Origin of the sequence: Corynebacterium sp. HMSC058E07, assembly GCF_001809885.1 — a bacterium.
Taxonomy (GTDB): domain Bacteria; phylum Actinomycetota; class Actinomycetes; order Mycobacteriales; family Mycobacteriaceae; genus Corynebacterium; species Corynebacterium macclintockiae.
In genome coordinates this window covers 228,229-251,454 of the sequence record NZ_KV799275.1, presented here as the reverse complement: position 1 = coordinate 251,454, position 23,226 = coordinate 228,229, and the positions used below count along the sequence as shown (strand labels likewise).

The 23,226-nt window shown below is 61.4% G+C and carries 17 protein-coding genes; 7 read left to right on the top strand and 10 right to left on the bottom strand.

Annotated features, from left to right (window positions below; translation table 11 throughout):
• Positions 1-99 precede the first annotated feature (99 nt).
• Positions 100-597, top strand: a complete 498-nt coding sequence (gene nrdR / locus HMPREF2678_RS06580) for a transcriptional regulator NrdR (RefSeq protein WP_034982030.1) — start codon at positions 100-102, stop codon at positions 595-597.
• On the opposite strand, the gene hrpA is transcribed toward nrdR, so the two are convergent.
• Complete coding sequence (hrpA, locus tag HMPREF2678_RS06575) at positions 594-4,652, bottom strand: ATP-dependent RNA helicase HrpA (RefSeq protein ID WP_070551458.1); 4,059 nt, start codon at positions 4,650-4,652, stop codon at positions 594-596. The genes nrdR and hrpA overlap by 4 nt on opposite strands.
• 250 nt (positions 4,653-4,902) lie before the next feature.
• Here hrpA and HMPREF2678_RS06570 point away from each other — a divergent pair, with 250 nt between their 5' ends.
• Both HMPREF2678_RS06570 and HMPREF2678_RS06565 read left to right on the top strand, forming a co-directional pair.
• Positions 4,903-6,981, top strand: coding sequence for a neutral/alkaline non-lysosomal ceramidase N-terminal domain-containing protein (locus HMPREF2678_RS06570; RefSeq protein WP_070551456.1), 2,079 nt, complete (start codon positions 4,903-4,905; stop codon positions 6,979-6,981).
• 69 nt (positions 6,982-7,050) lie between these two features.
• A complete protein-coding gene (locus HMPREF2678_RS06565) occupies positions 7,051-8,013 on the top strand; it encodes a hydrogen peroxide-inducible genes activator (protein WP_034970748.1) in 963 nt (320 codons plus the stop codon).
• A gap of 8 nt (positions 8,014-8,021) precedes the next feature.
• On the opposite strand, the gene HMPREF2678_RS06560 is transcribed toward HMPREF2678_RS06565, so the two are convergent.
• Together HMPREF2678_RS06560 and HMPREF2678_RS06555 are read right to left on the bottom strand one after the other, a co-directional pair.
• Positions 8,022-10,580: a DEAD/DEAH box helicase gene (locus tag HMPREF2678_RS06560; protein ID WP_070551453.1), complete on the bottom strand. Its 2,559-nt coding sequence runs from the start codon at positions 10,578-10,580 to the stop codon at positions 8,022-8,024.
• A gap of 16 nt (positions 10,581-10,596) precedes the next feature.
• Positions 10,597-11,664 carry a PAC2 family protein gene (locus HMPREF2678_RS06555; RefSeq protein WP_034970674.1) on the bottom strand — a complete coding sequence of 356 codons (1,068 nt, stop codon included), beginning with the start codon at positions 11,662-11,664 and terminating at the stop codon, positions 10,597-10,599.
• Between the two features lie 178 nt (positions 11,665-11,842).
• Between HMPREF2678_RS06555 and HMPREF2678_RS06550 the strand changes: the two genes are divergently transcribed.
• Positions 11,843-13,258 (top strand): DUF4192 family protein, encoded by a 1,416-nt coding sequence (locus HMPREF2678_RS06550; protein ID WP_246817902.1) that lies wholly within the window; start codon positions 11,843-11,845, stop codon positions 13,256-13,258.
• Here the strand turns inward: HMPREF2678_RS06550 and galE are convergent.
• The 6 genes from galE to HMPREF2678_RS06520 form a co-directional block, all read right to left on the bottom strand.
• A complete protein-coding gene (galE, locus tag HMPREF2678_RS06545) occupies positions 13,215-14,240 on the bottom strand; it encodes a UDP-glucose 4-epimerase GalE (protein ID WP_083303430.1) in 1,026 nt (341 codons plus the stop codon). The two genes, HMPREF2678_RS06550 and galE, sit on opposite strands and share 44 nt — an antisense overlap.
• A 22-nt stretch (positions 14,241-14,262) precedes the next feature.
• Positions 14,263-14,985 carry a metal-dependent transcriptional regulator gene (locus tag HMPREF2678_RS06540; protein WP_034970675.1) on the bottom strand — a complete coding sequence of 241 codons (723 nt, stop codon included), beginning with the start codon at positions 14,983-14,985 and terminating at the stop codon, positions 14,263-14,265.
• An 86-nt stretch (positions 14,986-15,071) separates the two neighbouring features.
• A complete protein-coding gene (locus HMPREF2678_RS06535; protein WP_370546972.1) occupies positions 15,072-16,106 on the bottom strand; it encodes a sigma-70 family RNA polymerase sigma factor in 1,035 nt (344 codons plus the stop codon).
• Between the two features lie 232 nt (positions 16,107-16,338).
• Positions 16,339-16,797: a D-aminoacyl-tRNA deacylase gene (gene dtd / locus HMPREF2678_RS06530; RefSeq protein WP_034970677.1), complete on the bottom strand. Its 459-nt coding sequence runs from the start codon at positions 16,795-16,797 to the stop codon at positions 16,339-16,341.
• The gene (locus HMPREF2678_RS06525) at positions 16,794-18,413 is read right to left on the bottom strand and encodes a DUF7782 domain-containing protein (RefSeq protein ID WP_070551450.1); all 1,620 of its coding nucleotides are present in this window, start codon (positions 18,411-18,413) and stop codon (positions 16,794-16,796) included. Before HMPREF2678_RS06525 ends, dtd begins: the two co-directional genes overlap by 4 nt.
• A gap of 12 nt (positions 18,414-18,425) precedes the next feature.
• A complete protein-coding gene (locus HMPREF2678_RS06520) occupies positions 18,426-18,869 on the bottom strand; it encodes a DUF3099 domain-containing protein (protein ID WP_237744186.1) in 444 nt (147 codons plus the stop codon).
• Positions 18,870-18,928: 59 nt separating this feature from the next.
• On the opposite strand from HMPREF2678_RS06520, the gene HMPREF2678_RS06515 reads away from it, so the two are divergent.
• The 3 genes from HMPREF2678_RS06515 (at position 18,929) to HMPREF2678_RS06505 (ending at position 21,349) form a co-directional block, all read left to right on the top strand.
• Complete coding sequence (locus HMPREF2678_RS06515) at positions 18,929-19,171, top strand: DUF3039 domain-containing protein (protein WP_034970683.1); 243 nt, start codon at positions 18,929-18,931, stop codon at positions 19,169-19,171.
• Positions 19,168-20,886, top strand: a complete 1,719-nt coding sequence (locus HMPREF2678_RS06510) for a DEAD/DEAH box helicase (protein WP_034970686.1) — start codon at positions 19,168-19,170, stop codon at positions 20,884-20,886. The genes HMPREF2678_RS06515 and HMPREF2678_RS06510 overlap by 4 nt, the downstream gene beginning before the upstream one ends.
• A gap of 85 nt (positions 20,887-20,971) precedes the next feature.
• Positions 20,972-21,349, top strand: coding sequence for a hypothetical protein (locus HMPREF2678_RS06505; RefSeq protein ID WP_034991690.1), 378 nt, complete (start codon positions 20,972-20,974; stop codon positions 21,347-21,349).
• A gap of 22 nt (positions 21,350-21,371) precedes the next feature.
• On the opposite strand, the gene HMPREF2678_RS06500 is transcribed toward HMPREF2678_RS06505, so the two are convergent.
• Positions 21,372-23,039, bottom strand: coding sequence for an RNA polymerase sigma factor (locus HMPREF2678_RS06500; protein WP_035002332.1), 1,668 nt, complete (start codon positions 23,037-23,039; stop codon positions 21,372-21,374).
• Between the last annotated feature and the right edge of the window lie 187 nt (positions 23,040-23,226).

Sequence of the window (23,226 nt, the reverse complement as noted above, 5' to 3'; positions counted from 1 at the left end):
CGCAAACCTAGCCCAAGCTATCGCGGGTGAACGCGAGTGTGCTTGTAGGTTTTTGTTCGGGTTCTGTGTACGAGGGAGGGGGAGACTAGGCTAAGGGGCGTGTTGTGCCCTTCTTGTAGCTCGGACTCCTCCCGCGTAGTTGACTCGCGCTCCATCGAAATGGGCGTGTCCATTCGCCGCCGCCGGGAGTGTAGCCAATGCCAAACGCGCTTTACCACCATCGAAAGGTCTGTCCTTTTGGTGGTTAAGCGCAACGGAGTGACCGAGGAGTTTAGCCGAGAGAAAGTCATCAAAGGCGTGCGCCGAGCGTGCCAAGGGCGCGATGTCTCCGATGATGCGCTCAAACGCCTAGCGCACGAGGTAGAGCAGGCAGTACGAGTGGCACACGGCTCCCAAGTGCCGGCCAACCAAATTGGCCTGGCGATCCTGGATCCCCTGCGCACCCTCGACGAGGTTGCGTATCTGCGCTTCGCCTCCGTGTACAAGTCCTTCAACTGTGCCGAGGACTTTGAGCAGGAAATCGAATCCCTACGCGCACACCGCAAAGCCCTGGCAGAGCGGCAGGACGGCTCCGAAAGTTCGCATCCCGAAAGCTAGCGGATTTTTTCCAGCTTCTTGCGAATGCGCTGCAGGGACACAGAATGGGCGGTGCCCAGGTTCTGCGCGAACAGACTGACACGTAATTCCTCGATCATCCAGCGCACCTCCTTGATCTGCGGTGATGCTGCGCGAGCAGTCGGCAGGCGCTTCTTAGTCTTCTCCAGCAGCTCGAAGGCCTCCTGAACCTCATCGTCCAGATCTTCCTCCTTATCTGGATCCAGCTTCATCAGTTCCAACCGCGCCCGCATCGCTTCCACGTAGCGGGGGACATGTCGCATGTGCTCAATGCCATTGCGTGCAATTGCGTGTTTGCCCAAGAAGAAGTCCAGCTGCCCCTGCATATCGTCGATGGCCGCTCCGGACCACCCCTGCAGCTCTGCGGTCATGTCCGCCACTGCCAGCACCGCGGGCGCCAAAGCAACCACATACTGGCGCACCCGGCCAGGCCCCTGGGAGCGGGCTTCTGCCACGACCTCCTCGCAGCGCTCCGGATCCCGAATGATGGGGCCCAGCTTCATCAACATGTCCCGGCAGGCCAACGCGACCACGTCGTTCACCAGCCCGTCCACGCCTCCGGGGATCTGCTCCATGGCAACCCGTTGCCGCAGTGGCAACCCCTTGATCATCTGGTTGGGGGATACTGTGCATGCGTCGATCATCATGTTCAGCACCGTCGTGAACTGCTGGGCATCAGCCGCTTGGCGGGTAGGGAATGCCTTGAGTGTGACTCCGCACTTGGCTGACTTGCCAGCCGACGTGCCTGCGACAATGGCCGGGTACGTGTGCAGAGTTTGCCCGTCGACAATGGTCTCAACAGTCTCCGGGAGCACGCCAATGCCATCGGCCGTCCACGCCTCCGCGGTAGCCAGCACGCCGGTTGTTGTTCCGGCGGTTTTCCCGCGCCCGGCACGAGCCGTGCCGTTGTTACCCTTGTTGCCGTTGTTGCCCCTGTTATCTTGGCTGCTCTTGCGGGCGGCCGGGGAATGCTGGGCGGCGTCACTGGGGCTAGCCAGGTTGGATCGCGCCGCCGCCTGCGCGATCGCGGAGGTGACCTGCCCGGATAGCTTGTTCTGCAGGTACTGCAGGTCACGCGACTTCTCGATGACCTTGCCCCTGCGGTCGATCGCCGCGAACTGCATCAGCAGGTGCCCTGGCACCCGAGACCAATCGAAATCCTGGGCGCTAATGCCCTGGCCACCCAGCCCACGCAATGCCTCCGCCAGTGCGAAGTCGAAATCCCCATTAAAGGGCACCATCTTCTGCAACGCGGCAGAAGCGAAGTTGCTGGCGGGAACCACACTGGTACGCAGTGGCTTCGGCAGTGAACGGATCAGCGCCACCGCTAGCTCCTCGCGCATTCCGGCCACCAGCCAGCGGGTCTCGGGCTCAGAGACATTGGCCAGCAAAGGTAGCGGAACGCGCATAGTCATGCCGTCATCCGGATCGCCCGGCAGGAAGACGTAGCTCAGCTCAAACTCCAGGCTGCCCTGCTGCCAAATATCGGGGAAGTCGTCGGCGGCCTGCGCGGCTTCCTGCGAATCGATCAGGGCTTCCAGGGTGAAGTCCAGCTGGTGCGGATCCTTATGGCGAGCCTTCTTCCACCAAGAATCAAAGTGTCGGGAGGACACGATCTTTTCTGGCAATCGGGCGTCATAAAAATCGAATAGCACCTGGTCGTCGACAACGATATCGCGACGGCGAGCCTTATCCTCTAGCTCCGTAGCCTCGGCCAGAAGTTTCTGGTTGTGCGCGAAGAAGTGGTGACGGGTCTTCCAATCACCCTCGACAAGCGCATGGCGGATGAACAATTCGCGGGCTAGGGGACGATCCACTTTGGAGGCATTGACCATCCGATCCGCGACGATCGGCAGGCCCAACAGCAGTACCTTTTCATGCACCATCGCCGCACCGCGGGAGGAAGACCACACTGGCTCGGAATAGTTGTACTTCACCATGTGGGGCGCAATGGCTTCGATCCAGCTGGGGTCGATGGGGCCTACGGTGCGGGCAAAGACCTGCGACGTTTCCACCAGTTCGGCGGCCATCAGCCACTGCGGCGGCTTCTTCGACACGTGCGAGGACGGATGCACCACAAAGTGCGACCCTCGGGTGCCGGTGAACTGCTTGGAGTTGCCCTCGCGCATACCCACATGCGTCAATAGACCGCTGAGGACGGATTTGTGGACCAGATCCTCGTTGATCGACTCGGGCTCGAAGACGAGCTCGCGGACGTGGCGAATATTGGGGATCTTCCAGCTCAAATCCTGCACCACGGACAGCATCTGGCGCACCAGGTCCATCCATTCCCGCACGCGGACGTAGTGGATAAACTCGCGCTGGCACAGCTTTCTGAACTTGTTCGCCGACAGTTCCTGGCGCTGTTGCTGCAGGTAGTTCCAGAGCTTCAGCAAGCTCACGAAGTCGGAGTTCGCCTTGAAACGCGCGTGCATCTCATCTGCTTGCTGCTGCTTTTCCAACGGCCTTTCGCGCACGTCCTGGATGGACAGCGCCGAGACGATGACCGCGATCGGTTCAATCAGGTTGTTCGCATGCCCTGCCACCAGCATGCGCGCCAGACGCGGATCGGTAGGGATGCGCGCCATGTCGCGGCCGATGGGGGTAAGCGTTGCTTCTTTTTCTGACGCCAACGCTCCGAGCTCCTGCAGCAATGCCACACCGTCGCGGATCGACTTGCTATCGGGTGCTTGCAGGAACGGGAACTTCTGGATATCGCCCAAGCCCAACGCGGCCATGGACAGGATCACGCTGGACAGGTGGGTGCGCAGGATTTCCGGATCGGTGAACTCTGGGCGGGCCTCGAAGTCCTCCTCGGAGTACAGGCGGATCGCGATGCCGTCGGCGATACGGCCCGAGCGGCCGGAGCGCTGTTTCGCGCTGGCTTGGCTAATTGGCTCCACCGGGAGGCGCTGCACCTTGGTGCGGTGGGAGTAACGGGAAATGCGGGCGTAGCCGGTGTCCACGACATAGTGAATGCCCGGCACGGTCAGCGAGGTTTCGGCGATGTTGGTGGCCAGTACAATGCGGCGGCGCGGACCGGTGCGGAACACGCGGTGCTGTTCGGCGTTGGAGAGGCGACCGAACAAAGGCAGCACGTCGACCTTGTGCGCGCCTCCGGGGCCTGCGAACTCGCCTTCCAGTGCCTCGGCTGCGTCGCGGATCTCGCGTTCGCCCGAAAAGAAGCACAGAATATCGCCGTCACCTGCGCGCATGAGCTCCTTGCAGGCAGCGACCAGCCCGTCCAGCGGGTCTGTTTCCACCTCGACGACCTCGCCGGTCTTTGGGTTCTCACGCTGCGTAACGAGCGGGCGATAGCGAATCTCCACCGGGTAAGTGCGACCAGAGACTTCGATGATGGGGGCGGGGGAGCCGTGGGCGTCACAAAAATGCTGTGCAAAGCTTTCCGGATCGATCGTTGCAGAGGTGATGATGACCTTCAGGTCCGGGCGCTTCGGCAGGAGCTGTTTGAGGTAGCCGAGGAGGAAGTCGATGTTCAGGCTGCGCTCGTGGGCCTCGTCGACGATGATCGTGTCGTAGTCGCGCAGTAGGCGGTCGCGCTGGATCTCGTTGAGAAGCACGCCATCGGTCATCAGTTTGACGGCTGTTTCCTTGGAGATCGTGTCATCGAAACGGATCTTGTAGCCGACCAGGGAAGATCCGCCGGGACTGTCCTCTTCCAGTTCCTCGGCGATGCGCTCTGCCACACTGCGGGCGGCGATACGGCGAGGCTGGGTGTGGCCGATGACCTGCGTGCGACCGCGGCCGAGTTCAAGGCACATCTTCGGGATCTGGGTGGTCTTACCCGAGCCGGTCTCGCCGGCAATGATGACAACCTGGTTGTTCTCGATGGCCTTCTTGATGTCTTCGCGACGCTCCGAGACCGGCAGGTCGGGGTAGGAAATCGGCGGGATGGTGCGGACGAACTGGGGGCAACGGCGCTTCTGCGAGCGACGGCGCGAACGCTTACGCCGCTGTGGCGTGCCCGGGGCGCGACCTTCGTGTCCGGGGGAGGTCGACCCGTGCTCGTCCGTCATTGTGTGAATCACCCATCTTGCTTGTTGAATTTGCCCCGTGTTTGTGGGGGCTGAACAGGCCGATTCTAACAATCGGGGTGCGGGGAAGGAACTTTCACCCCAAGTACTTTCTACCCCCAAATGAAATAAGAGAAGGCTAAGTTTTTACTTAATTTATGAAAACCATCACACTTCCCCACGGTCTAAGCCTTATGTTTCGATAGTCAAAACAATCTATGGATTAATGTCCTTCTTCAGAAGCGAGAAACATATGTGCGAGCACACTAAGCAGGCCACGACCAGCAGTTCAAACAACTTCCTAGAGAACAGTTTCAGCCGCCGTAGCTTCTTCCGGGGGATGGCGGCCGTCACCGGCACCGTTGTGTGGGCTTCTGCCGGCGCCCCTGGTGCTGGTGCGCAGGAGGATTCAGGTTCCGGCACGGGAGGCTTTAAGGTCGGTCGCGGTTTGGCGGATATGACCGGCGAACCCTGGGGTGCCGGCATGTTTGGATACGCAGTCGACGAACAGAAAACGGTAGGCATTCAGCGCCGCCAGTACGCCCGGGCGTTCATCTTTGTTGACGCCAACCGCGAGGACTCTCGCTTCGTGCACGTCACCTGTGACGTCGGTCTGATGTTCCAGTCTATTCATCTGGAGGTGCTGCGCCGGCTGAAGGATAAATATGGCGACCTGTACACCCAGGAAAATGTTGTGCTGGCTGCGACCCATACCCACGTGGCGCCCGGTGGAACCTCCCAGCACTTGATGGTCGACATCACCCACGGCGGCTTCCGCCCGAAGACCTTCGAGGCGACGGTGGAGGGGATTGTGACCGCAGTGGAACGCGCCCACGAGGATATTCAGCCATCAGACGTGACGGTTGCTGAGTCGACCGTTGCTGACGCGGGCGTCAATAGGTCTAAGACATCGTGGGATCGCAACCCCGAAGAAGACAAGAAAGCACTCCCTAACGGTGTGGATACCCGCAGTGTAACCCTGCATGTCTCGCGCGGGGGTAAGCAGGTCGGTCTGATCAACTGGTATTCGCTCCACCCCACAAGTTTCGGTGCAGAATACAAGCACATTGCCGGCGACAACAAGGGTTATGCTGCCTGGGCTACCGAGGAAGCCCACGGCGTGGTGCATCGCCACCCCGAGGACGCGCCGTTCGTTGCGGCCTTTGCCAACATGTGCCCGGGCGACATCACCCCGAATATGGGGTTGACGCCTAACTCTGGACCCGGCGCAGACGAGCGTGAATCAGCAAAGATCCTCGGCGAGCGGATGATGAAGGCGACCGACGACCTGGGTAAGGACTGGTCGGCAGGCGGCATCGACGGGCGATTTCGTTGGGTGGATTGTCCCAAGCTGGTGGCGAGCCCCCGTTTTACCCCGGACAAGAAGGAGCACAAGCTCGGGCCAGCGATTCTGGGCGCGGCATTTGCTGGGTCTTCCCAAGAAGACGGCGGTGGCGTGCCGCTACTGGGCTTCAACGAAGGTGAGCGCGGTGGCAATCCGTGGGTGCGTGACCTGAACAAGGCTCTCGCACCGCAGGAAATCAAGGATATTCACGGCCCAAAGGAATGTCTGCTACCGATGGGGTATATCGACGGAATGATCCAGCAGGTACACCCATTTACCATTCACCGCCTGGGAACCTTTGTTCTGGTCACCCTGGGATTCGAGCCGACCATTACCAGTGGGTTGCGCATTAAGCGCACTGTCGCCGCGGCGTTGGAAGTGCCGGAGAACACCATCGTGGTGCAGGGCTACACCAATGCCTACGGCCACTACATCACCACGCCCGAGGAGTATGAGGCGCAGAACTATGAGGGTGGCGCGACCATCTTCGGTCAGTACCAGCTGTCCGCATTTCAAGACGTCTTCGATGAGATGGCTCGGGCGCTGAAGGAGGGCAAGCCGGTGGAGGTTGGACAGCCTGCGGGCGACCTGACCGGCCTGATTCCTAAGGTTCCGGGAAGCGATAACTGGATGGACGCTCCACCGGCGGGGAAGAAGTTCGGGGAAGTCTTGGAAGCGCCAATGGAGGTCAAGAGTGGCTCGAATGCGCGAGTGGTCTTCGTGGGGGCTAACCCCAACAACGATATGCGCCACGGTGAGGGCTATGTGACCATCGAAGACCTCAATGGTGAGGTTGTCGGAGATGATTCCAGCGAGAATACTCTGATCACATTCGAAAACAGTTTCGGGCAGACGCGAACCACGATTGACTGGAATACACAGGATGTTCCTCCGGGGCAGTACACCGTGCGTTTGAAGGGCGATTGGAAGGCGTTCTTGGGGAAGCTGACGCCATTCGAGGGCACTGCTGAACTGCAGATTACCTAGCGTTGGACTTGCTACTTATTTTTTACGGTTTAATTATACGTTTCTCATAATTGCTGTAATGTTGTGAGCGTGGTTCAGAGAGAGTATCGCCCTACAGTTGCCCAGCTGCGCACCTTCGTGACCATTGCCGAACACGGCCATTTCGGTACTGCCGCAACCCATTTGGGCATTTCCCAACCCTCCTTGTCGCAGGCACTAGCCGCGCTGGAAGCAGGGCTGGGGGTGCAACTGATTGAGCGCTCTACTCGCAAGGTCATCGTCACCCCAGTGGGCCGGGGGCTGCTCCCGTACGCCCAGGCAACGCTGGAGAGCCTAGAGACCTTCGTCACCCACGCCCGTGGCGCCCACGGTGGGCTGGTCGGACAGATGGCGATTGGCATGATCCCGACGGTCGCGCCGTATATCCTCCCGGACGTCCTGCATTCGGTCGCCGACTCAGCCCCAGAGCTCGAACCGCGGATCGTGGAGGAAAAGTCCCCACTGCTGGTCGATGCTCTGCGCCAAGGAAAGATCGACGTCGCCGTGCTGGGTATGCCGGGGGAAGGCGGCGGTCTGAATACCGTAGATCTGTACACCGAGGAGTTCGTCCTCGTCCTGCCGGAGGGGCACGCGCTTGCCGGGCGCAAGGACCTTTCCGTCGACGAACTGAAGAACGTGGATCTGTTGCTGCTGGACGACGGGCACTGCCTGCGCGACCAGATTCTCGAGCTGTGCCGAACGGTGGATATGTCCAACGATCCGCGCCACTCTGTGACGCGCGCGGCAAGCCTGTCTACGGTTATCCAGCTGGTCGCCGCGGGCCTTGGTTGCACCCTGGTGCCACTGTCCGCGGTGTCCGTGGAATGCCAGCGGCCGGGTATCGCCCTGGCAACGTTCTCCGGCGGCGCGGTGCGCGCCGGACGCACGATTGGTATGGCCTACCGTTCCAGCTCCACGCGCATCGACGATTACGCGGCACTGGGGGAGATCGTCGCGCAGTCGTTCAACCGCGTGGCGCAGGAAAGCCGGCGCGTTCTAGAAACCTACTTCTAGAGGCTTTCTTAGCCCTGCACGATGCTGAGCTCGGACAGGCGGATCTCGCCAGCCTCGTCCGTTGCGTGCAGATCCACCACACCTTCCAGCGCCCAGCCGTGATCGCCTTCCGGATCGTCGATGATCTGGCGCACAAACCAGCTGCCCGCGTCGGAGCCGGTGCCCCGCTTGATGAGGATGTTCATGTTTGACCGCGCGGCGGCGTCCACACCAACATCCGCATACTCGTCGAAGTAGTCGTCCATGGCGGCGGGCCAATCCGGCGGCGAGTCCAGGTATTCGTCCATCTCCGCAAGTTCGCGCTCCTTTTCGAAGGCGAACAGCTCCACGTGGCGGAAGAAGTAGTTCCGCACCATGCGGGTCAGCGCCTGCGGGTTGGCGGATAGCAGATTCGTATCCTCCACCCCAAAGGCGTGCTCGGCGACCTGATCCTCGGTCAGCGGAGCGTCCGGGTCGGCCATCTGAACCCACTCGTCGATCAGGGAGGAATCGACCTGTCGGATCAGTTCACCCAGCCACACGAGGATGTCGTCGAACTCCTCGGAGCGATAAGCGTCCGGCACCGAGTGCTCCAGCGTGCGGTAAGCGTCCGTCAGGTAGCGCAGTACCACGCCCTCGGAACGCCCCAGGCCGTATGTCGCCACAAAGTCAGAGAAAGTCATGGCCTTTTCCACCATGTCGCGCACGATAGACTTCGGGCTGATCTGGAAGTCCCGCGCCCACGGGTTGCCCTCACAGAAGGTGTCATAGGCCTGGTCGAGCTCGTCGGCAAGAGGCATTGGCCAGGTGATCTCCTCCACGATGGTCATGCGCTCGGTGTAATCGACGCCCTCTGCCTTTAGCGCCGCGATCTCCTCACCCCGCTCCGCTTTCTGCTGGGCGAGAAGTACCTGCCGGGGATCCTCTAGCACGGCCTCAAAGGTTGAGATGACGTCGAGCGCGAAGGTGTCGGACTCCGGATCCAGCAGCTCCAGCGCGGCCAATGCGAATGGGGACAGCGGCTGGTTGAGGGCGAAGTCGCGGTTCAGATCCGCGGTGAGCCGGGCATCTTTACCACTGGGAGTGTCGGCGGAGAATTCCTCCACGACCTCTGCGTTAAGCAGCCCGCGATAGAGCTCGATGGTGCGCAGGATCGCCTTGTTCTGCTTCGCGCGCGTGTCATGGTTAGTGCGCAGCAGGTGCTCCAGTGCCTCGAAGGTCCACTGGTCGCGGGCGACGACGTTGAGCAGCATGGAGTTGCTCATGCGGAACTGGCTGGTGAGTTCCTCTGGCTCGGCGCGGGTGAGCCGCTCGTAGGTCGACTCGGTCCACGTCGCCTGCCCGTCCGGGGCGGAGCGCTTGCGCAGCTTCTTGAGCTTCTTCGGGTCGCTTCCCGCGCGCTGGCGCAGGCGGAAGTTCTCAATCTCGTGCTCCGGAGCCTGGACGACCACGGTGCCTTCTGTGTCATAGCCCGCACGCCCCGCACGGCCGGCGATCTGGTGAAACTCGCGGGACTTCAGCACGCGGTGTTTAACGCCGTCGTACTTGGTCAGGCCCGTCATCAGGACCGTGCGGATCGGCACGTTGATGCCCACGCCCAGGGTGTCGGTGCCACAGATGATCTTCAGCAGACCCTTCTGAGACAGTCTCTCGACCAGGCGGCGGTACTTGGGAAGCAGACCCGCGTGGTGCACGCCGATGCCCTTGCGCAGCAGGCGCGAAAGCGTCTTGCCGAAGGCGGAGGTGAAACGGAAGTCGCCGATTTCCTCGGCAATGGCTGCCTTGGCCTCGTCGTTGACGAGCTTCATGCTGGTCAACGCCTGGGCGCGCTCGATGGCCTCGCGTTGGGTGAAGTGGACGATGTAGATCGGCGACTTGCCGTCGCTGATCAGTTCCTCCACTGTCTCGTGGACGGGAGTGTAGACGTAGTGGAAATCCAGAGGCACCGGACGGGTCGTACCTGTGACCAGCGTGGTTTGGCGCCCCGTGCGCTGAGTGAGGTCATCCTCCAGCCATTTCGTATCGCCCAGGGTGGCGCTCATCAACAGGAACTGCGCTTTAGGGAGCTCCAGCAGCGGAACCTGCCACGCCCAGCCGCGGTCGGGTTCGGAATAGTAGTGGAACTCGTCCATCACTACCTGGTCGATTTTCGCCTCCGCTCCGTCGCGGAGGGCGATGTTGGCAACGATTTCGGCGGTGGCGCAGATGATCGGCGCGCCACCGTTGACTGTGGCGTCACCAGTCATCATCCCGACATTCTCCGGGCCGAAGGTTTGGCACAGGTCGAAGAACTTCTCACTCACCAGGGCTTTGATCGGCGCGGTGTAGAAGCTGCGCTGCTTGCGCGCCATGGCGATGAAGTGCGCGGCGATGGCAACCATCGACTTGCCGGATCCCGTGGGGGTAGCCAGGATGACGTTGTCCTGGGCAACCAGGGCGGTCGCGGCTTCCTCCTGGGCGGGGTAGAGGTTGATGCCGCGGTCGCGCGTCCAACCCAGAAAGGATTCCAGAATCGCATCGTCGATCAGGGATTCTGGGACCTCATCGAGGTCGGGGAGGAGCTCGGCCAGTTCTGCGGCAATACCCACGTCGTCTACTTTTCCTCTACTTGTTTTCTTCCGGGCCGTCGGTGCCAGCGGAGCCGCCATCGCTGCCGCCCTCGTCCGACATGTTCTGTAGGAAGGCCTCGAATTCCGCCCCTAGCTCTTCGCCAGTGGGGATATCCTGGCCGGGCTGCAGCAGATTGTTTTCCCGCTTGCGGCGCATCCGCTCCATTTCCGCGTCGTACTGCTGCTCCAGTGCGCTGACGACCGTCGCAATCTCCTGCGAATCGTCGACCTGGTCCTGCAGCTGGCGCTGAACCCGCTCCAGCTCGCCCTCCAGCGCCTTCAACGGCAGTTCGCGGTTGGCAACTTCGCCGAAAGCCTGCAGCAGTCGCAGGGTTGCCTCTGGGTAGTCGGAGGCCGCGATGTAATGCGGAACGTGGGCCGTGAAACCGATGGTCTCAAAGCCATGCCGGTTCAGCTTCTTCTCGGTCTCCAGCGCCGCCGCACCGGGGACAATCATGCGGGAATCCCAGGTGTGGTAATCCCGGATCAGCGACGCCTCCGAAGCGTGCGCAGAGATCACCAGGCTACGAGTGTGCGGAACCGTCATCGGCGCGGAATACAGGGAGGCCACCATGCCTACCTGACCACGGCGGGCCAGATCCACGACGGCGTCACTAAAAGCACCCCACTTCAGATCTGGTTCCAGACCGCTCAGCAGCAAGAACGGGCGACCCTGCGTATCCTTCACAAGGTGCAGGTCAAGACGAATGTCCTCGCTGTCCACGACCTTGGAATTATCGATCGTCACGCCGGGGCGCCGGGAACGGTAGTCGATCAGCTCGTCAATCTTGAACGAGGCCACGGGGCTGTGCTCGAGGGCGGCAAGGAGGTGAGAGCTGGCGCTGGACACAGCTTGCCCCGCATCCGCGTAGCCCTGCAGGGCTACGAGCATCGGCAGCTCTTCGCTGGGCGCGCCATCGCCAGACGTGCCTTCACCCAGCACAGCTGGTTCGTCGGCGATAGACTGTCGATCGAATTGGATCGGAGCTGGGTATTCTAGCTCGTACATCCGTCCCGTCGACTGCTGCTCTGTGCGGTCGTTGTTTTCGAAGTGCTCATGCATAGTTTCGCTCTCCCTTCCGGCGGAACCTGTGTCCAACCAAGCACCGTCTGCCTAGCCTATCAGGCGCTTCGGACACGTTTATTCACAGTTGTGAGTTATCCACAGGCCCCTGGGGCTTCCATGCCGAAGTTCTCCCGCGCGTCGGCGAAAAACTCTTCCCTCGGCGACTATCTGTGGCATGAACAACTCACCAGAAGACAACCAGCGCAGCACACAATCTATTCCCACCCCTTCGGTTCACCTCGGCGCAGATAAGGGGAAGCTCATCGCCGCGATCCCCTCGCTGCTGGGATTCCCGCCCGTCGATTCCATGGTTCTCATTGGTCTTGTCGCGTCCGCCGACACGGATTCGCTGGCGGAGGGGCATCGTCGCTTCCGCATTGGTCCGGTCCTGCGTTGCGATCTACACCCCGTTGCCGTCGACGAAGCGGTGCGCGGTCTCTCTCGAATTCTTTGTGACGCCCCAGCGGCAGAGGCCATCATCCTCGCGATCGGAAACAATGACGACTGCCTGGGGACCTGTATGGCAACCGCCACGAACCAACTCCAGCGCGACTGCGTGGAGCTGCAATCCGCCCTGATCGTTCGGCGTATCGCCACGGGGGAGGAGTGGACCGACCTGCTGGACGGGGAAAAGGGCACGGTGGATAGCGTAGAGACCAATGAGCTGGCCGACATCAGTGCCTTAAGCGGAGCACGCAAGATGCGTGGCAGGGAAGAGATGGAACAGTGGCTGGATCCGGCGAACCTCCTGGAACCCGACTGGATCATCGAGGATCGTGGGGAGGCCTCGACGGTGGATCTGATCCAAGTGCTGATATCAGTCGCCTCCGTAGCCAACGGCACGCGGGTGCTAGAGGAAGAGTGCGAGCACGAATACTTGGTGGATAGCTTGGCCGCCGTCTGCAGTGACGAATTGCTGCACACGCTGGTCATCGCTTGGTCGTTGGGCGCGAACAGCGCGATTTTGCGGGAGATGCTGGCCAGCACGGCCCGTCGGACGACAGGAGCTGTGCGCCGGCGAGTGATGCTGATCCTGGCTCTTGTGGCCTCTGCAAACGACGAGGGAGTGTTGGCCTATCACACCTTGAATCGCCTGCTAGAGGAGCTGCAGGCGGATCTCCGCGCGGAGGATGCCTGCCACATGCTGGATAATCTGGGGCAGGCGCCGTGGATCGATGACGAGGAGACGGATAGCCTCGCCGATGCACCGGAGGATGTGCTTCAGAGGGTAGAGAATGAAGCCTCCTTCGACGGCGAACTGCAGCTTTCCGACATGGACAGCTTCACCGTGGATATCGCGATCGCAGCGTTGGATGCCCACCAGCGTGGAATGATCAAGCTACTGCTAGCCAAGGCCGTGCGCGCGGCCTGCACCGTGATGGCGAATGTGCAGATGGATCTGGACGCGGCCGAAGATGGCAGCGAAGAAGCCAGCGAAAATGAAGCTTCTGAAGGGGAGCATTCATATGTCACCGTCCGCGAGTACGCCGGACTCGACATAGCTTGGGAGTACGAGCGACTACTCCAGACGGTGGATTGGGATGCGATTAACGCTGTGCGGAATGCAACCTATCACCCAGTTGTCCGCTGAAGGCCCACGCGTCGGAGATGATGGTGTGCAGGTCGGAGCGGGTGGGGTTCCACCCCAACTCTGACTTCGCCTTCGCAGAGGAAGCGATAAGAGTGGCCGGGTCGCCAGCGCGACGGGGGGATTCGATCGCTGGGATCGGATGGCCCGTGACCTCTCGGCAGGTTTCGATGACCTCGCGCACGCTAAATCCGTCGCCGGAACCCAGGTTGAAGATGCGGTGGGTGCCGGAGGCATTGGAAGCTGCTGCCAGGAGGTGCGCGTCCGCGAGATCGCGGATGTGGATGTAATCGCGCACTGCAGTTCCATCGGCGGTGGCGTAATCGGTGCCGAAGATAGAGATGTGTTCGCGGTGGCCGAGCGCGACCTGCAAAACCAGCGGAATCAGGTGCGTTTCCACCTTGTGGTTCTCACCGATAGTGCCGTAGGCGCCGGCTACGTTGAAGTAGCGCAGGGACGTGGCACCCAGACCATAGGCCTTTGCGTAGGAGGTGATCATGTGGTCGATTGCCAACTTGGAGGCGCCATAAGGATTGGTTGGCGCGGTTGGCATGTCCTCGGTGATGGGCACCTGCTCCGGCTCGCCATAGGTGGCGGCAGTGGAGGAGAACACAAGGTTCTTCACCCCATGCTCGTGCATCTGACCCAGCAGGTAAAGGCTAGTTCCTACGTTGTTGTGCCAGTAGATATCCGGCTTCTCCACCGATTCGCCGACCAGCGAGCGGGCGGCGAAGTGCATTACTGCAGCGACATCCCCGGCGGCGAAGACGTCGGAGATTACATCGCGGATATCGCCCTCAACGAAGTTCGCGCCGTCCGGAACTGCGTACCCGTTGCCGGTGGTTAGATCGTCGACGACGGTCACACGGAAGCCGTGTTCGAGAAGTACGGTGGCGCAGACACTGCCGACGTAGCCGGCACCGCCGGTGACCACGATGTGGGAGGAAGGCGGTAGGACGGAGGTGGAAAGATCGATATTGTTCACACGTCCAACGCTACCGCACTGACTAGTTGGTCTCCTTTACCCGCACGGCGTGGGATAGTTCTTCCGGCACGACCATGGTGCCGTTGTCGTTGCCGAACTCCAGGCCGTCCTCGGTAGCGACCAAGGTGACGACGCTGCCGGGTCGCATGTCCAGCGCGTGGAACTTCGCCATCAACTTGTGCTCGACCTGAACGATTTCGTTGATACTCAGGATCTTGACCGTGATGGGCTCTGCCGGATCGAGGTCAGAGGCGCGCTGCGAGGAGCCTTCCTGCAGCGTGCGGATCTTGTCTCGCATGTCGGCACGTTCGGCCTCCGGGACGCTATCCATCAGCTCGTCAAGTCCGGGGATCGGGTTGCCGAATGGGGAGGTGGAGTATTCGCTTAGAACCTTGACTAGCTGCACTTCGACTTCGTCGCCCATGACGTGCTCCCAGCGACAGGCTTCGTCGTGCACCTTCTCCCAGGGCAGTCCAATAACGTCCGTCAGCAGGCGCTCGGCCAGGCGGTGCTTACGCATGACGGCGGTAGCAAGTTCACGCCCCTGTGCGCTGAGCTTCAGGGAACGATCTTTTTCAACGGTCAGCAGATTATCGCGCTCCATGCGCGCAACCGTCTGGCTCACGGTAGGGCCGGACTGATCCAGCCGCTCGGCGATGCGGGCGCGCAGCGGAGGAATACCTTCTTCCTCCAACTCGTAAATCGTTCGGAGATACATCTCAGTGGTATCGACGAGATCCCTCACCAGCGCTACGCCCTTTCTATACTGATTGACTTCGACCGATTATAGCCCCGACTGACGGGGCTTGGGGCAGAAGCTTAAGTTCGAGCTTAGACTGCGTATTCGCGCAGCTTGTTCGCGCGGTCGCCCTCGCGCAGCTTGGCCATCACTTCGCGCTCAATCTGGCGAACCCGCTCGCGGGACAGCCCGAAGCGGCGACCAATCTGATCCAGCGTGCGGGGCATGCCATCGTCCAGGCCATAACGTAGCTTGATGACGTCCTGCTCACGCTCCTCCAGAGTGCCCAGCACTGCGCGCACATCGGAGTGGCGCAGGGAAGCCACAACTGCGGTCTCTGCGTCGGTTGCCTCGGAATCCTCGATGAAGTCACCCAGGGGAGCTTCTTCATCGCTACCGACTGGCATGTCCAAGCTCACCGGATCGCGGGATTGCTTCAGCAGCATCTCAATCTTCGATTCCTCAATGCCGGACTCTTCTGACAGCTCCTCGTTGGTGGCCTCGCGCCCCAGCTGCTGGTACATCTCGCGCTTGATGCGGGACAGCTTGTTGACCTGCTCCACCAGGTGGACGGGCAGGCGAATCGTGCGGGACTGGTCGGCCATGCCACGGGTGATGGCCTGGCGGATCCACCAGGTGGCGTAGGTAGAGAACTTAAAGCCCTTGGTGTAGTCGAACTTCTCCATCGCGCGGATCAGTCCCAGGTTGCCCTCCTGGATCAGATCCAACAGGGGCATTCCGCGGCCGGTGTAGCGCTTGGCCAGGGAAACGACGAGTCGCAGGTTGGCCTCTAGCAGGTGGCTGCGCGCTGCCTTGCCCTCGCGAGCCAGCACCTTCAAGTCGCGCTTCTTCGCGCGGGTTAGCTTCTCCGCCGTTGCCAGCAGGTGTTCGGCGTACAGGCCTACCTCGATGCGCTGGGAAAGCTCGACTTCGTCCTCTGCGGTCAGCAGGGCAGTCTTGCCGATGCCGTTGAGGTACACGCGCACGAGGTCAGCCGAAGGGTTTTCGTTGTTACCCCGGCGCCGACCTTTGTCCTCTTTTTTATCGCTATCGTCGGCGGAACCGCCGTTAATCCCTCGATCGTTGCTGACGGCCTGGATGTCGTCATCAAACATGGAGTTGCTCATAGTGCTGGTGTTCCTCCTGTGGCTCGATAGCGCTCAAGCCGTTCAAGATGTGTGGGTTTGTGCCGAAGCTCTAAGGGGTTAACGGACTACTGCGTCGAATTGTTCCCCACACGCCCACAAGGAGGGAACTGTGTGTACCCCCGCACAGGGGTTAGGGAGTGAACCCGCGCAGCGCCGTAGCCAGAAAAATCTTAGCCGACCAGGTTATTTAGCGCTCGATGAGGGTGCTGATTTAGGTCTCGATCAATACGGTAAACGGCCCCTCATTGGCGCTGGAGACCTTCATCATCGCCCCGAATCGACCTGTTTCTACAACTATCCCGCGCTTGCGTAGCAATTCGGCGATTCGGTCGAAGATTGGCTGCGCTGCCTCGCCGGGGGCAGCGTTCGCCCAGGACGGTCGGCGGCCCTTTTTCGTTTCCCCCATCAGGGTGAACTGGCTTACCAGCAACACCTGCCCGCCGACTTCCTCCACGGAGTGGTTCCGTGGCCTGTCCCATGCCTCTCCGTCTGCGGGGAGAAGGCGCAGCTCTGCGATCTTCCGCGCCATCTTTTCCACCGACTCGTTATTCGTCACGTCGTCCACTCCGATGCCCACCAGAGCCAAAAGCGCCGGCCCCTGAACCGCCCCGACGACCTCGCCGTCGACTGTTACTTCGGCACTGCTGACTGTACTTACCACTGCTTTCATTCGTTCCCGTTCCTTTCCCGCAGGTCTTCCGGCACAATCATCCCGTGCCGCACCAAATCAATCGCAATCGGCACCAACTGGTCCACTAGCTGCTCGGCCTCTAGGTCCAGTTCCTGGCCGTTGACGGCGTGATAGAGCTCGGCGACGTCGCCGAGGTTCAGTCCTTCCCAGTTCAGGCCCGCCAGAATCGCCGCCAGCGCCGCATCGATCTGGTGTGTCCACCCCGGACCCTCGGTTCGGGTGAGCGCTAACTCTTCGTCGCCGTAGCCCTGGTTCGTGGTGCTTGCTGTTTTTTCTAGTATGACGCCACGTCGCAGCTGATAGCGCGATCCCACTATCGCGTCGCGGGCCGAACGCCCAGGGACCTCCAAGCCGTCGATCCAGCGGGAGCGGGCGAACCACTCGGCTACCTCCTGGCCCAGGAAAGCTCCTGCTGGTAGCCCGTGGGACAGCGTTTCGACGGTCAGCTCGGTGGGGCCTGAAGTTTTCTCAATGTGAATCCATCCCAGGCCAATGCGGGTGATTCCGTGGGTGGCAAAGTAGTCCAACCACTCGGTGGTGCGGCGCTGCCCGTCTGCGCTGCGCGGATCAATGCTCTCATCCCGCAGCCAAATCGTGACATAGGTGGCGATATCCACCTCCTCGCGCTGTAGCACCCAGGCGCGGGCGCCTTCGTCGGGAAGCCAGCTGAGGATGCGCTCCGCGGCAGAGCCCTCATCCTCGAGAGCCCAGCCGGCCAACAGGTGCGCGTGGCCGGCGGGGGCAAGGTGCGCGACGGAATTCTCAACCACTAGTTTGCTGGCGGCGTCCAGGGGCAGGCCGGAATCGCGATACACGTGCCCCTCTGCGGCGTCCAGATCCACAGACGGACCGATGACGAAGGGCGGGTTCGCGACGATGACGTCGAACTCCTCGCCTGCAAAAGGCTCGAACCACGAGCCCTCAACCCAGTTGATTAGGGGCTCTTCCAGGCCTTGCGCCGCCGCGGCGACGCGGGCGTAGGCCAGTGCGCGGGCGTGGATATCGCTGCCAAAAATTTTTGGGCGGCTTGCGCTGTAGTTGGCGGCCAACACCATCGCAAGCACACCGGAGCCCGTGCCGAGGTCCAACACTCTAGCTTCTTCGGGAAGTCGGGGAATGGAGTTCAGAAGCGAAAGGGGAGCGTTGCCGACGCCGGGGACGTGATCGGAACCCGGGATGCGGAGGTCCAGGGACGCATCCGGATCGGACAGCACCAGTACTTCCGCGTTGCCGTGCGCAGGATGGTGGGCAGGGCGAATGTCGAGGTTGAGCTGCAGCTGATCGTCGGCGCTGACCAGGGCATGCTCTGCCACCAAGCCGGAGGTCACATCTGCCCCGACGAGATCCTGGTAGAAGGTGGCTGGCTGGGGGCGTCGTAAATATATGGCGGCGACCAGCTGCGCGCCCGCAGCATTGCGGCGCTGCAGGTGCCAGTGCGCCGCCGCGGGCGAACCAGATTGCACGGCGGCGACACCTTCGTCGCCGAGCGCCTCCAGGATCAGGGCAGAGCCATACCCACGCGCGATAAGGGTACGAACCAGTTGTTCGGTAGCTGCACTGGGACTACAAGAAGGGCTACAAGAATGGGCAGACATAGGGGATCCTTGCTAGTCGGAGGGGGAGTCGGGGGCTTCGAGGTGATCAATGACCTGCGGGGCCGATTCGGTGGACTCGATCATCGGCCGGGCCGATTCACTCGACAATGCGGCGCGCTGGGCACGGCGCTGTTCGCGGACGAGGGCGGGTTTATAAACCTTGTTGGTGGTCTCGTCGACCTGGCCAGTCTCGTTGGCCAAGAGCACCGCGATCCACGGCAGCGGAATGCTGATCACCGCCACCCCCACAGCCAGGGCAGCGTTATGGGTCACCAGCATCACCACTGCACTCGCAGCGAGCAGAGGGATACGCAGGATCTGCAGCACGGTATAAACCCTGCGACGGTGGTGCCAGCCTTCCAGTGGCGAACTTTTCGCATCCGTGATCACTTCCACCTGTGAGGCACGCCTGGAACGGGATTCACCTCCCGTTTTCCTTTTTCGTGCAACTGCCATGGAACCCACGCTAGTACGCGGCTGGAAAACAGGCAGATTCAGGGGCATGATGGTGAACTGTGAGTAACCCAAGTACGACAACGATTGAACGCCCCGAAGTCAACACAGACTCGACGACGGATGACGATGTACCGAAGTTCTTCCACTACGTAAAGAAGGACCAGATCGTCGAATCCGCCGTGATGGGCAAGCTTGTCGTGGCACTGTGCGGTGAGACCTTCCCCGTGCGCAAGCAGGCGAAGCCGGGGTCGCCCGTCTGCCCGGATTGCGAGCAGATCTACAAGGGGCTGCGCAAGAAGTGAAGCACCTCCGCCTATGGCAGCAGGAGGCACTGAACAAATACGTCGAGACCAGCCCGCAGGACTTCCTGGCGGTGGCAACCCCGGGAGCGGGTAAGACGACTTTCGCCCTGACGATCGCGCGGCTGCTGTTAGACACCCGCACGGTTGACCGGCTGATCATCGTTGTGCCCACAGAGCACCTGAAGGTGCAGTGGGCACAGTCCGCAGCGGGGCAGGGGATTGCGCTCGACGCTGAGTTCACGAACTCCTCACCGTTCAACAACTCCTACGACGGAGTGTGCGTGACCTATGCCCAGGTGGGAATGAAGCCCACCAAGCACTACCAGGTCGCGACCGCGAAGAAGACGTTGGTGATCCTTGACGAGATTCACCATGCCGGCGACGCGAAGAGCTGGGGTGACGGCGTGCGGATGGCCTATGCGCACGTCGAGCGGCGCCTGGCGCTCACGGGTACGCCGTTCCGTTCCGACGATTCGCAGATCCCGTTTGTGCGTTACGAGGCCGTGGAAGGCGCCGACGGCGCGCTGGTTTCCTCCGCCGACTACACCTACGGTTACGCGGACGCATTGAAGGACGGCGTGGTGCGCCCCGTGGTGTTCCTGGCGTATTCCGGGCAGGCGCGGTGGCGTAACTCTGCCGGTGAGGAGTTCGAGGCTCGCCTGGGGGAGCCGCTGAACGCTGAACAGACCGCTCGTGCCTGGCGCACCGCACTGGACCCCAAGGGCGACTGGATTCCCGCAGTGCTGAATGCGGCGCAGACACGTCTGCAGCAGCTGCGGGAGACAACCCCGGACGCGGGCGGGTTGGTGATCGCCACCGACAAGACGACAGCCCGCGCCTACGCGAAGATCCTCGAACGGATCAGCAACACCCCCGTCACAGTCGTGCTCTCTGACGAGGCCGGCGCCTCGGAGCGCATCAAGGAGTTCTCCGCCAGCACTGACGAGTGGATGGTGGCCGTGCGCATGGTGTCCGAGGGCGTGGACGTTCCGCGCCTGGCCGTGGGCGTGTACGCGACGTCGTCCTCCACACCACTGTTCTTCGCCCAGGCTATTGGCCGTTTCGTGCGTTCGCGGCGGCCGGGAGAGTCGGCGTCCATCTTCCTGCCTAGCGTGTCGGTCTTGCTTGAGTTGGCGTCGAAGATGGAGCAGCAGCGCAACCACGTGCTCGGCAAGCCAGATCGGCCGAACGAAGGCTGGGACGACGAGCTGCTGCAGCAGGCCAACCAGGAAAAGAACGAGCCCGAAGAGGATAAAGGCTATGAGTCGGTCGGCGCCGAGGCCGAACTCGACAGTCTGATTTTCGACGGATCGACCTACGGCACTGCGACGCTGAGCGGATCGGACGAGGAGCAGGCCTACCTTGGCCTTCCCGGTCTTTTGGACGCCGACCAGATGCGTACGCTGTTGCGCCAGCGCCAAGCCGAGCAATTGGATGCCCGGGCGAAGGAAGAGGAACAGCGCCGCAAGCAGGAGAAGCAGAACCCCGCGCCCGAAGGCAGTGGCGCTGATCTGCGGAACAAGCGTGTGGCCAGCGAGGAAATTCCCGCGCTGCGGAAGGAACTGAATGCGCTAGTGTCGATGAAGTCGGCTCGGACAGGAAAGCCTCACGGGCAGATTCACAACGATGCCCGGCGAAACTGCGGTGGTCCGGCCACGGCGCTGTGTACCGCACAGCAGTTACGGGATCGCATCGCCTATCTGAGAGACTGGTAGGAATTAGCATGTACGTCGTCGAAGGCAATAGGCACTAGAGCCCTGAAATAGGGCTGTGAAAAAAGGGCACTGAAAGGCAGGCCACGTGGCTCGGGAAGATTACACCGATCTGGACAAGTCCCATGCACAGAAGATTGAGCGCCAAAAGATACAACCCCGCGCCGTCGGCGGGTTGAGCTTGGCGGCGCTGCTTGTTGGCATACTGGCGATCCCCGCAGCTATCTTCCCCCTGGTTGGCGTGGTCGTGGCTGCGGTAGCCATTGTGGTGGGAATAATTGCTGTGATCAGGGCGAACCGCCGGGGAACGCAGCGCAGCTACGCAATCATTGGCTTGGTTCTGGCGGTGATTTCGATGGCTATGGCGATCTTCTTCACACAGGCCGCGATGAAGAGCATCGAGGGGTGCGAAACCCTCCGCGGCACGGAGTTCTCCGACTGCGTGAAGAACAACCAGAACAAGTAGCCGCGAGGCGCCGAGAGCTCGACTAGTCCAGGTAGTCGCGCAGAACCTGGGAGCGCGACGGGTGGCGCAGCTTCGACATCGTCTTGGACTCGATCTGGCGGATGCGCTCACGCGTTACGCCGTAGACCTGGCCGATCTCGTCTAAAGTGCGTGGCATGCCGTCGGTCAGGCCGAAGCGCAGCTTCACCACACCAGCCTCACGCTCGGACAGGGTGTGCAAGACGTCCTGCAGCTGATCCTGCAGCAGGGTGAACGAAACCGCATCGACGGCCACGACGGCCTCCGAATCCTCGATGAAGTCGCCCAGCTGGGAATCGCCCTCGTCGCCGATGGTCTGATCCAGGGAGATCGGTTCGCGGGCGTACTGCTGGATCTCCAGCACCTTGTCCACGGTGATATCCATTTCGCGGGCCAGCTCTTCGGGGGTGGGCTCGCGGCCCAGATCCTGCAGCAGCTCGCGCTGGATGCGGCCCAGTTTGTTGATGACCTCCACCATGTGTACCGGAATGCGGATGGTGCGAGCCTGGTCCGCCATTGCGCGGGTGATGGCCTGGCGGATCCACCAGGTGGCGTACGTGGAGAACTTGTAGCCCTTGACGTAGTCGAACTTCTCCACCGCACGGATCAGACCCAGGTTGCCTTCCTGGATGAGGTCCAGGAAGGCCATGCCGCGGCCGGTGTAGCGCTTCGCAAGGGAAACCACCAGTCGCAGGTTGGCCTCCAACAGGTGATTCTTTGCACGGCGACCATCGCGGTCGATCTCGCGGAGATCGCGGCGGTTCATTGGGGAGAGCTTCTCACCCGACTCCTTGATCTCCTGCAGGCGGTAGGCGGCGTAGAGGCCGGCCTCAATTCGCTTGGCGAGGGAGACCTCCTGCTCTGCATTCAGCAGGGCTACCTTGCCGATCTGCTTCAGGTACGCACGGACGGAGTCCGCAGAGGCGGTAAGCTCCGCGTCCTTCCGGGCCTGGCGCAGCGCGGCGGATTCATCCTCGTCCCAGACGAAGCTACCGTCGTTCTTCTCTTCCTCGTCGTCATCCGAGTCAACGTCATCGGAATCTTCGTCGTCCTCGTTCAGATCGTCGTCCTCTAGATCATCGTCGAGGTCGTCATCTTCCAAGTCATCGTCATCGTCGAGGTCGTCGTCCAGATCATCGAGATCGTCCAGGTCGTCGAGATCGTCGTCCAGGTTATCGATGTCATCGAGGTCGTCCGGGTCGCGGTCGAAGTCGTCGTTATCAACGCCAGCGTCGTTGTCCTTGCCCTCGACCTGCGCGGCAGTCGCCTTCGTCGTTTCCTCAGCGACTTCAGCGGCCTCTGCGGCGGCCTTCGCTGCCTTGGTTCCCCGCTTGGTGGTTGCCTTCTTCGTGGCCTTGCGGGTGGTCTTCTTCGCAGTCTTTTTCGCGGCCTTCTTGGCAGCCTTCTTTGCGACCTTCTTCGCCGTCTTCTTAGCGGTCTTCTTCGCCGCCTTCTTCACGGGAGTGGACGCCTGCTCCTCAACCGCATTGGTCGTATCCACGTCGTTCGACGTGGCTGCCTTGGGTGCAACCTTCTTAGCTGCAGTCTTCTTCGCGGCCGTCGACTTCTTTGCCACCTTGCGGGCAGTCTTCTTCGCTGCCGTCTTTTTTGCTACCTTACGCACAACACCCTGTGCGTCATCGCCGGTGGTGGTCGAGTCGTTCGCTGCCACGGAAGCCCTTTCGCTCGTAGTGCATGGTGCAACGAATGGCCGCATGTGGTGGCCACATTCCTGTAGGGAATTGGATTGCACCAGGTTACGGCACGCCCGCAACCATTGGTCTAGGGGGTTCTGCGAACCCCTATTCTGGGAATCGACCGCCCATTATAACTCAAAAAATCGGCACGTGTGCCAAGGG

Bases quoted from the DNA above. Each gene is read 5' to 3' on its own strand.
- hrpA (WP_070551458.1), bottom strand. From the start codon at position 4,652: ATGACGGACGAGCACGGGTCGACCTCCCCCGGACACGAAGGTCGCGCC.
- HMPREF2678_RS06570 (WP_070551456.1), top strand. From the start codon at position 4,903: ATGTGCGAGCACACTAAGCAGGCCACGACCAGCAGTTCAAACAACTTC.
- HMPREF2678_RS06555 (WP_034970674.1), bottom strand. From the start codon at position 11,664: ATGCATGAGCACTTCGAAAACAACGACCGCACAGAGCAGCAGTCGACG.
- HMPREF2678_RS06550 (WP_246817902.1), top strand. From the start codon at position 11,843: ATGAACAACTCACCAGAAGACAACCAGCGCAGCACACAATCTATTCCC.
- HMPREF2678_RS06535 (WP_370546972.1), bottom strand. From the start codon at position 16,106: ATGAGCAACTCCATGTTTGATGACGACATCCAGGCCGTCAGCAACGAT.
- dtd (WP_034970677.1), bottom strand. From the start codon at position 16,797: ATGAAAGCAGTGGTAAGTACAGTCAGCAGTGCCGAAGTAACAGTCGAC.
- HMPREF2678_RS06525 (WP_070551450.1), bottom strand. From the start codon at position 18,413: ATGTCTGCCCATTCTTGTAGCCCTTCTTGTAGTCCCAGTGCAGCTACC.
- HMPREF2678_RS06520 (WP_237744186.1), bottom strand. From the start codon at position 18,869: ATGGCAGTTGCACGAAAAAGGAAAACGGGAGGTGAATCCCGTTCCAGG.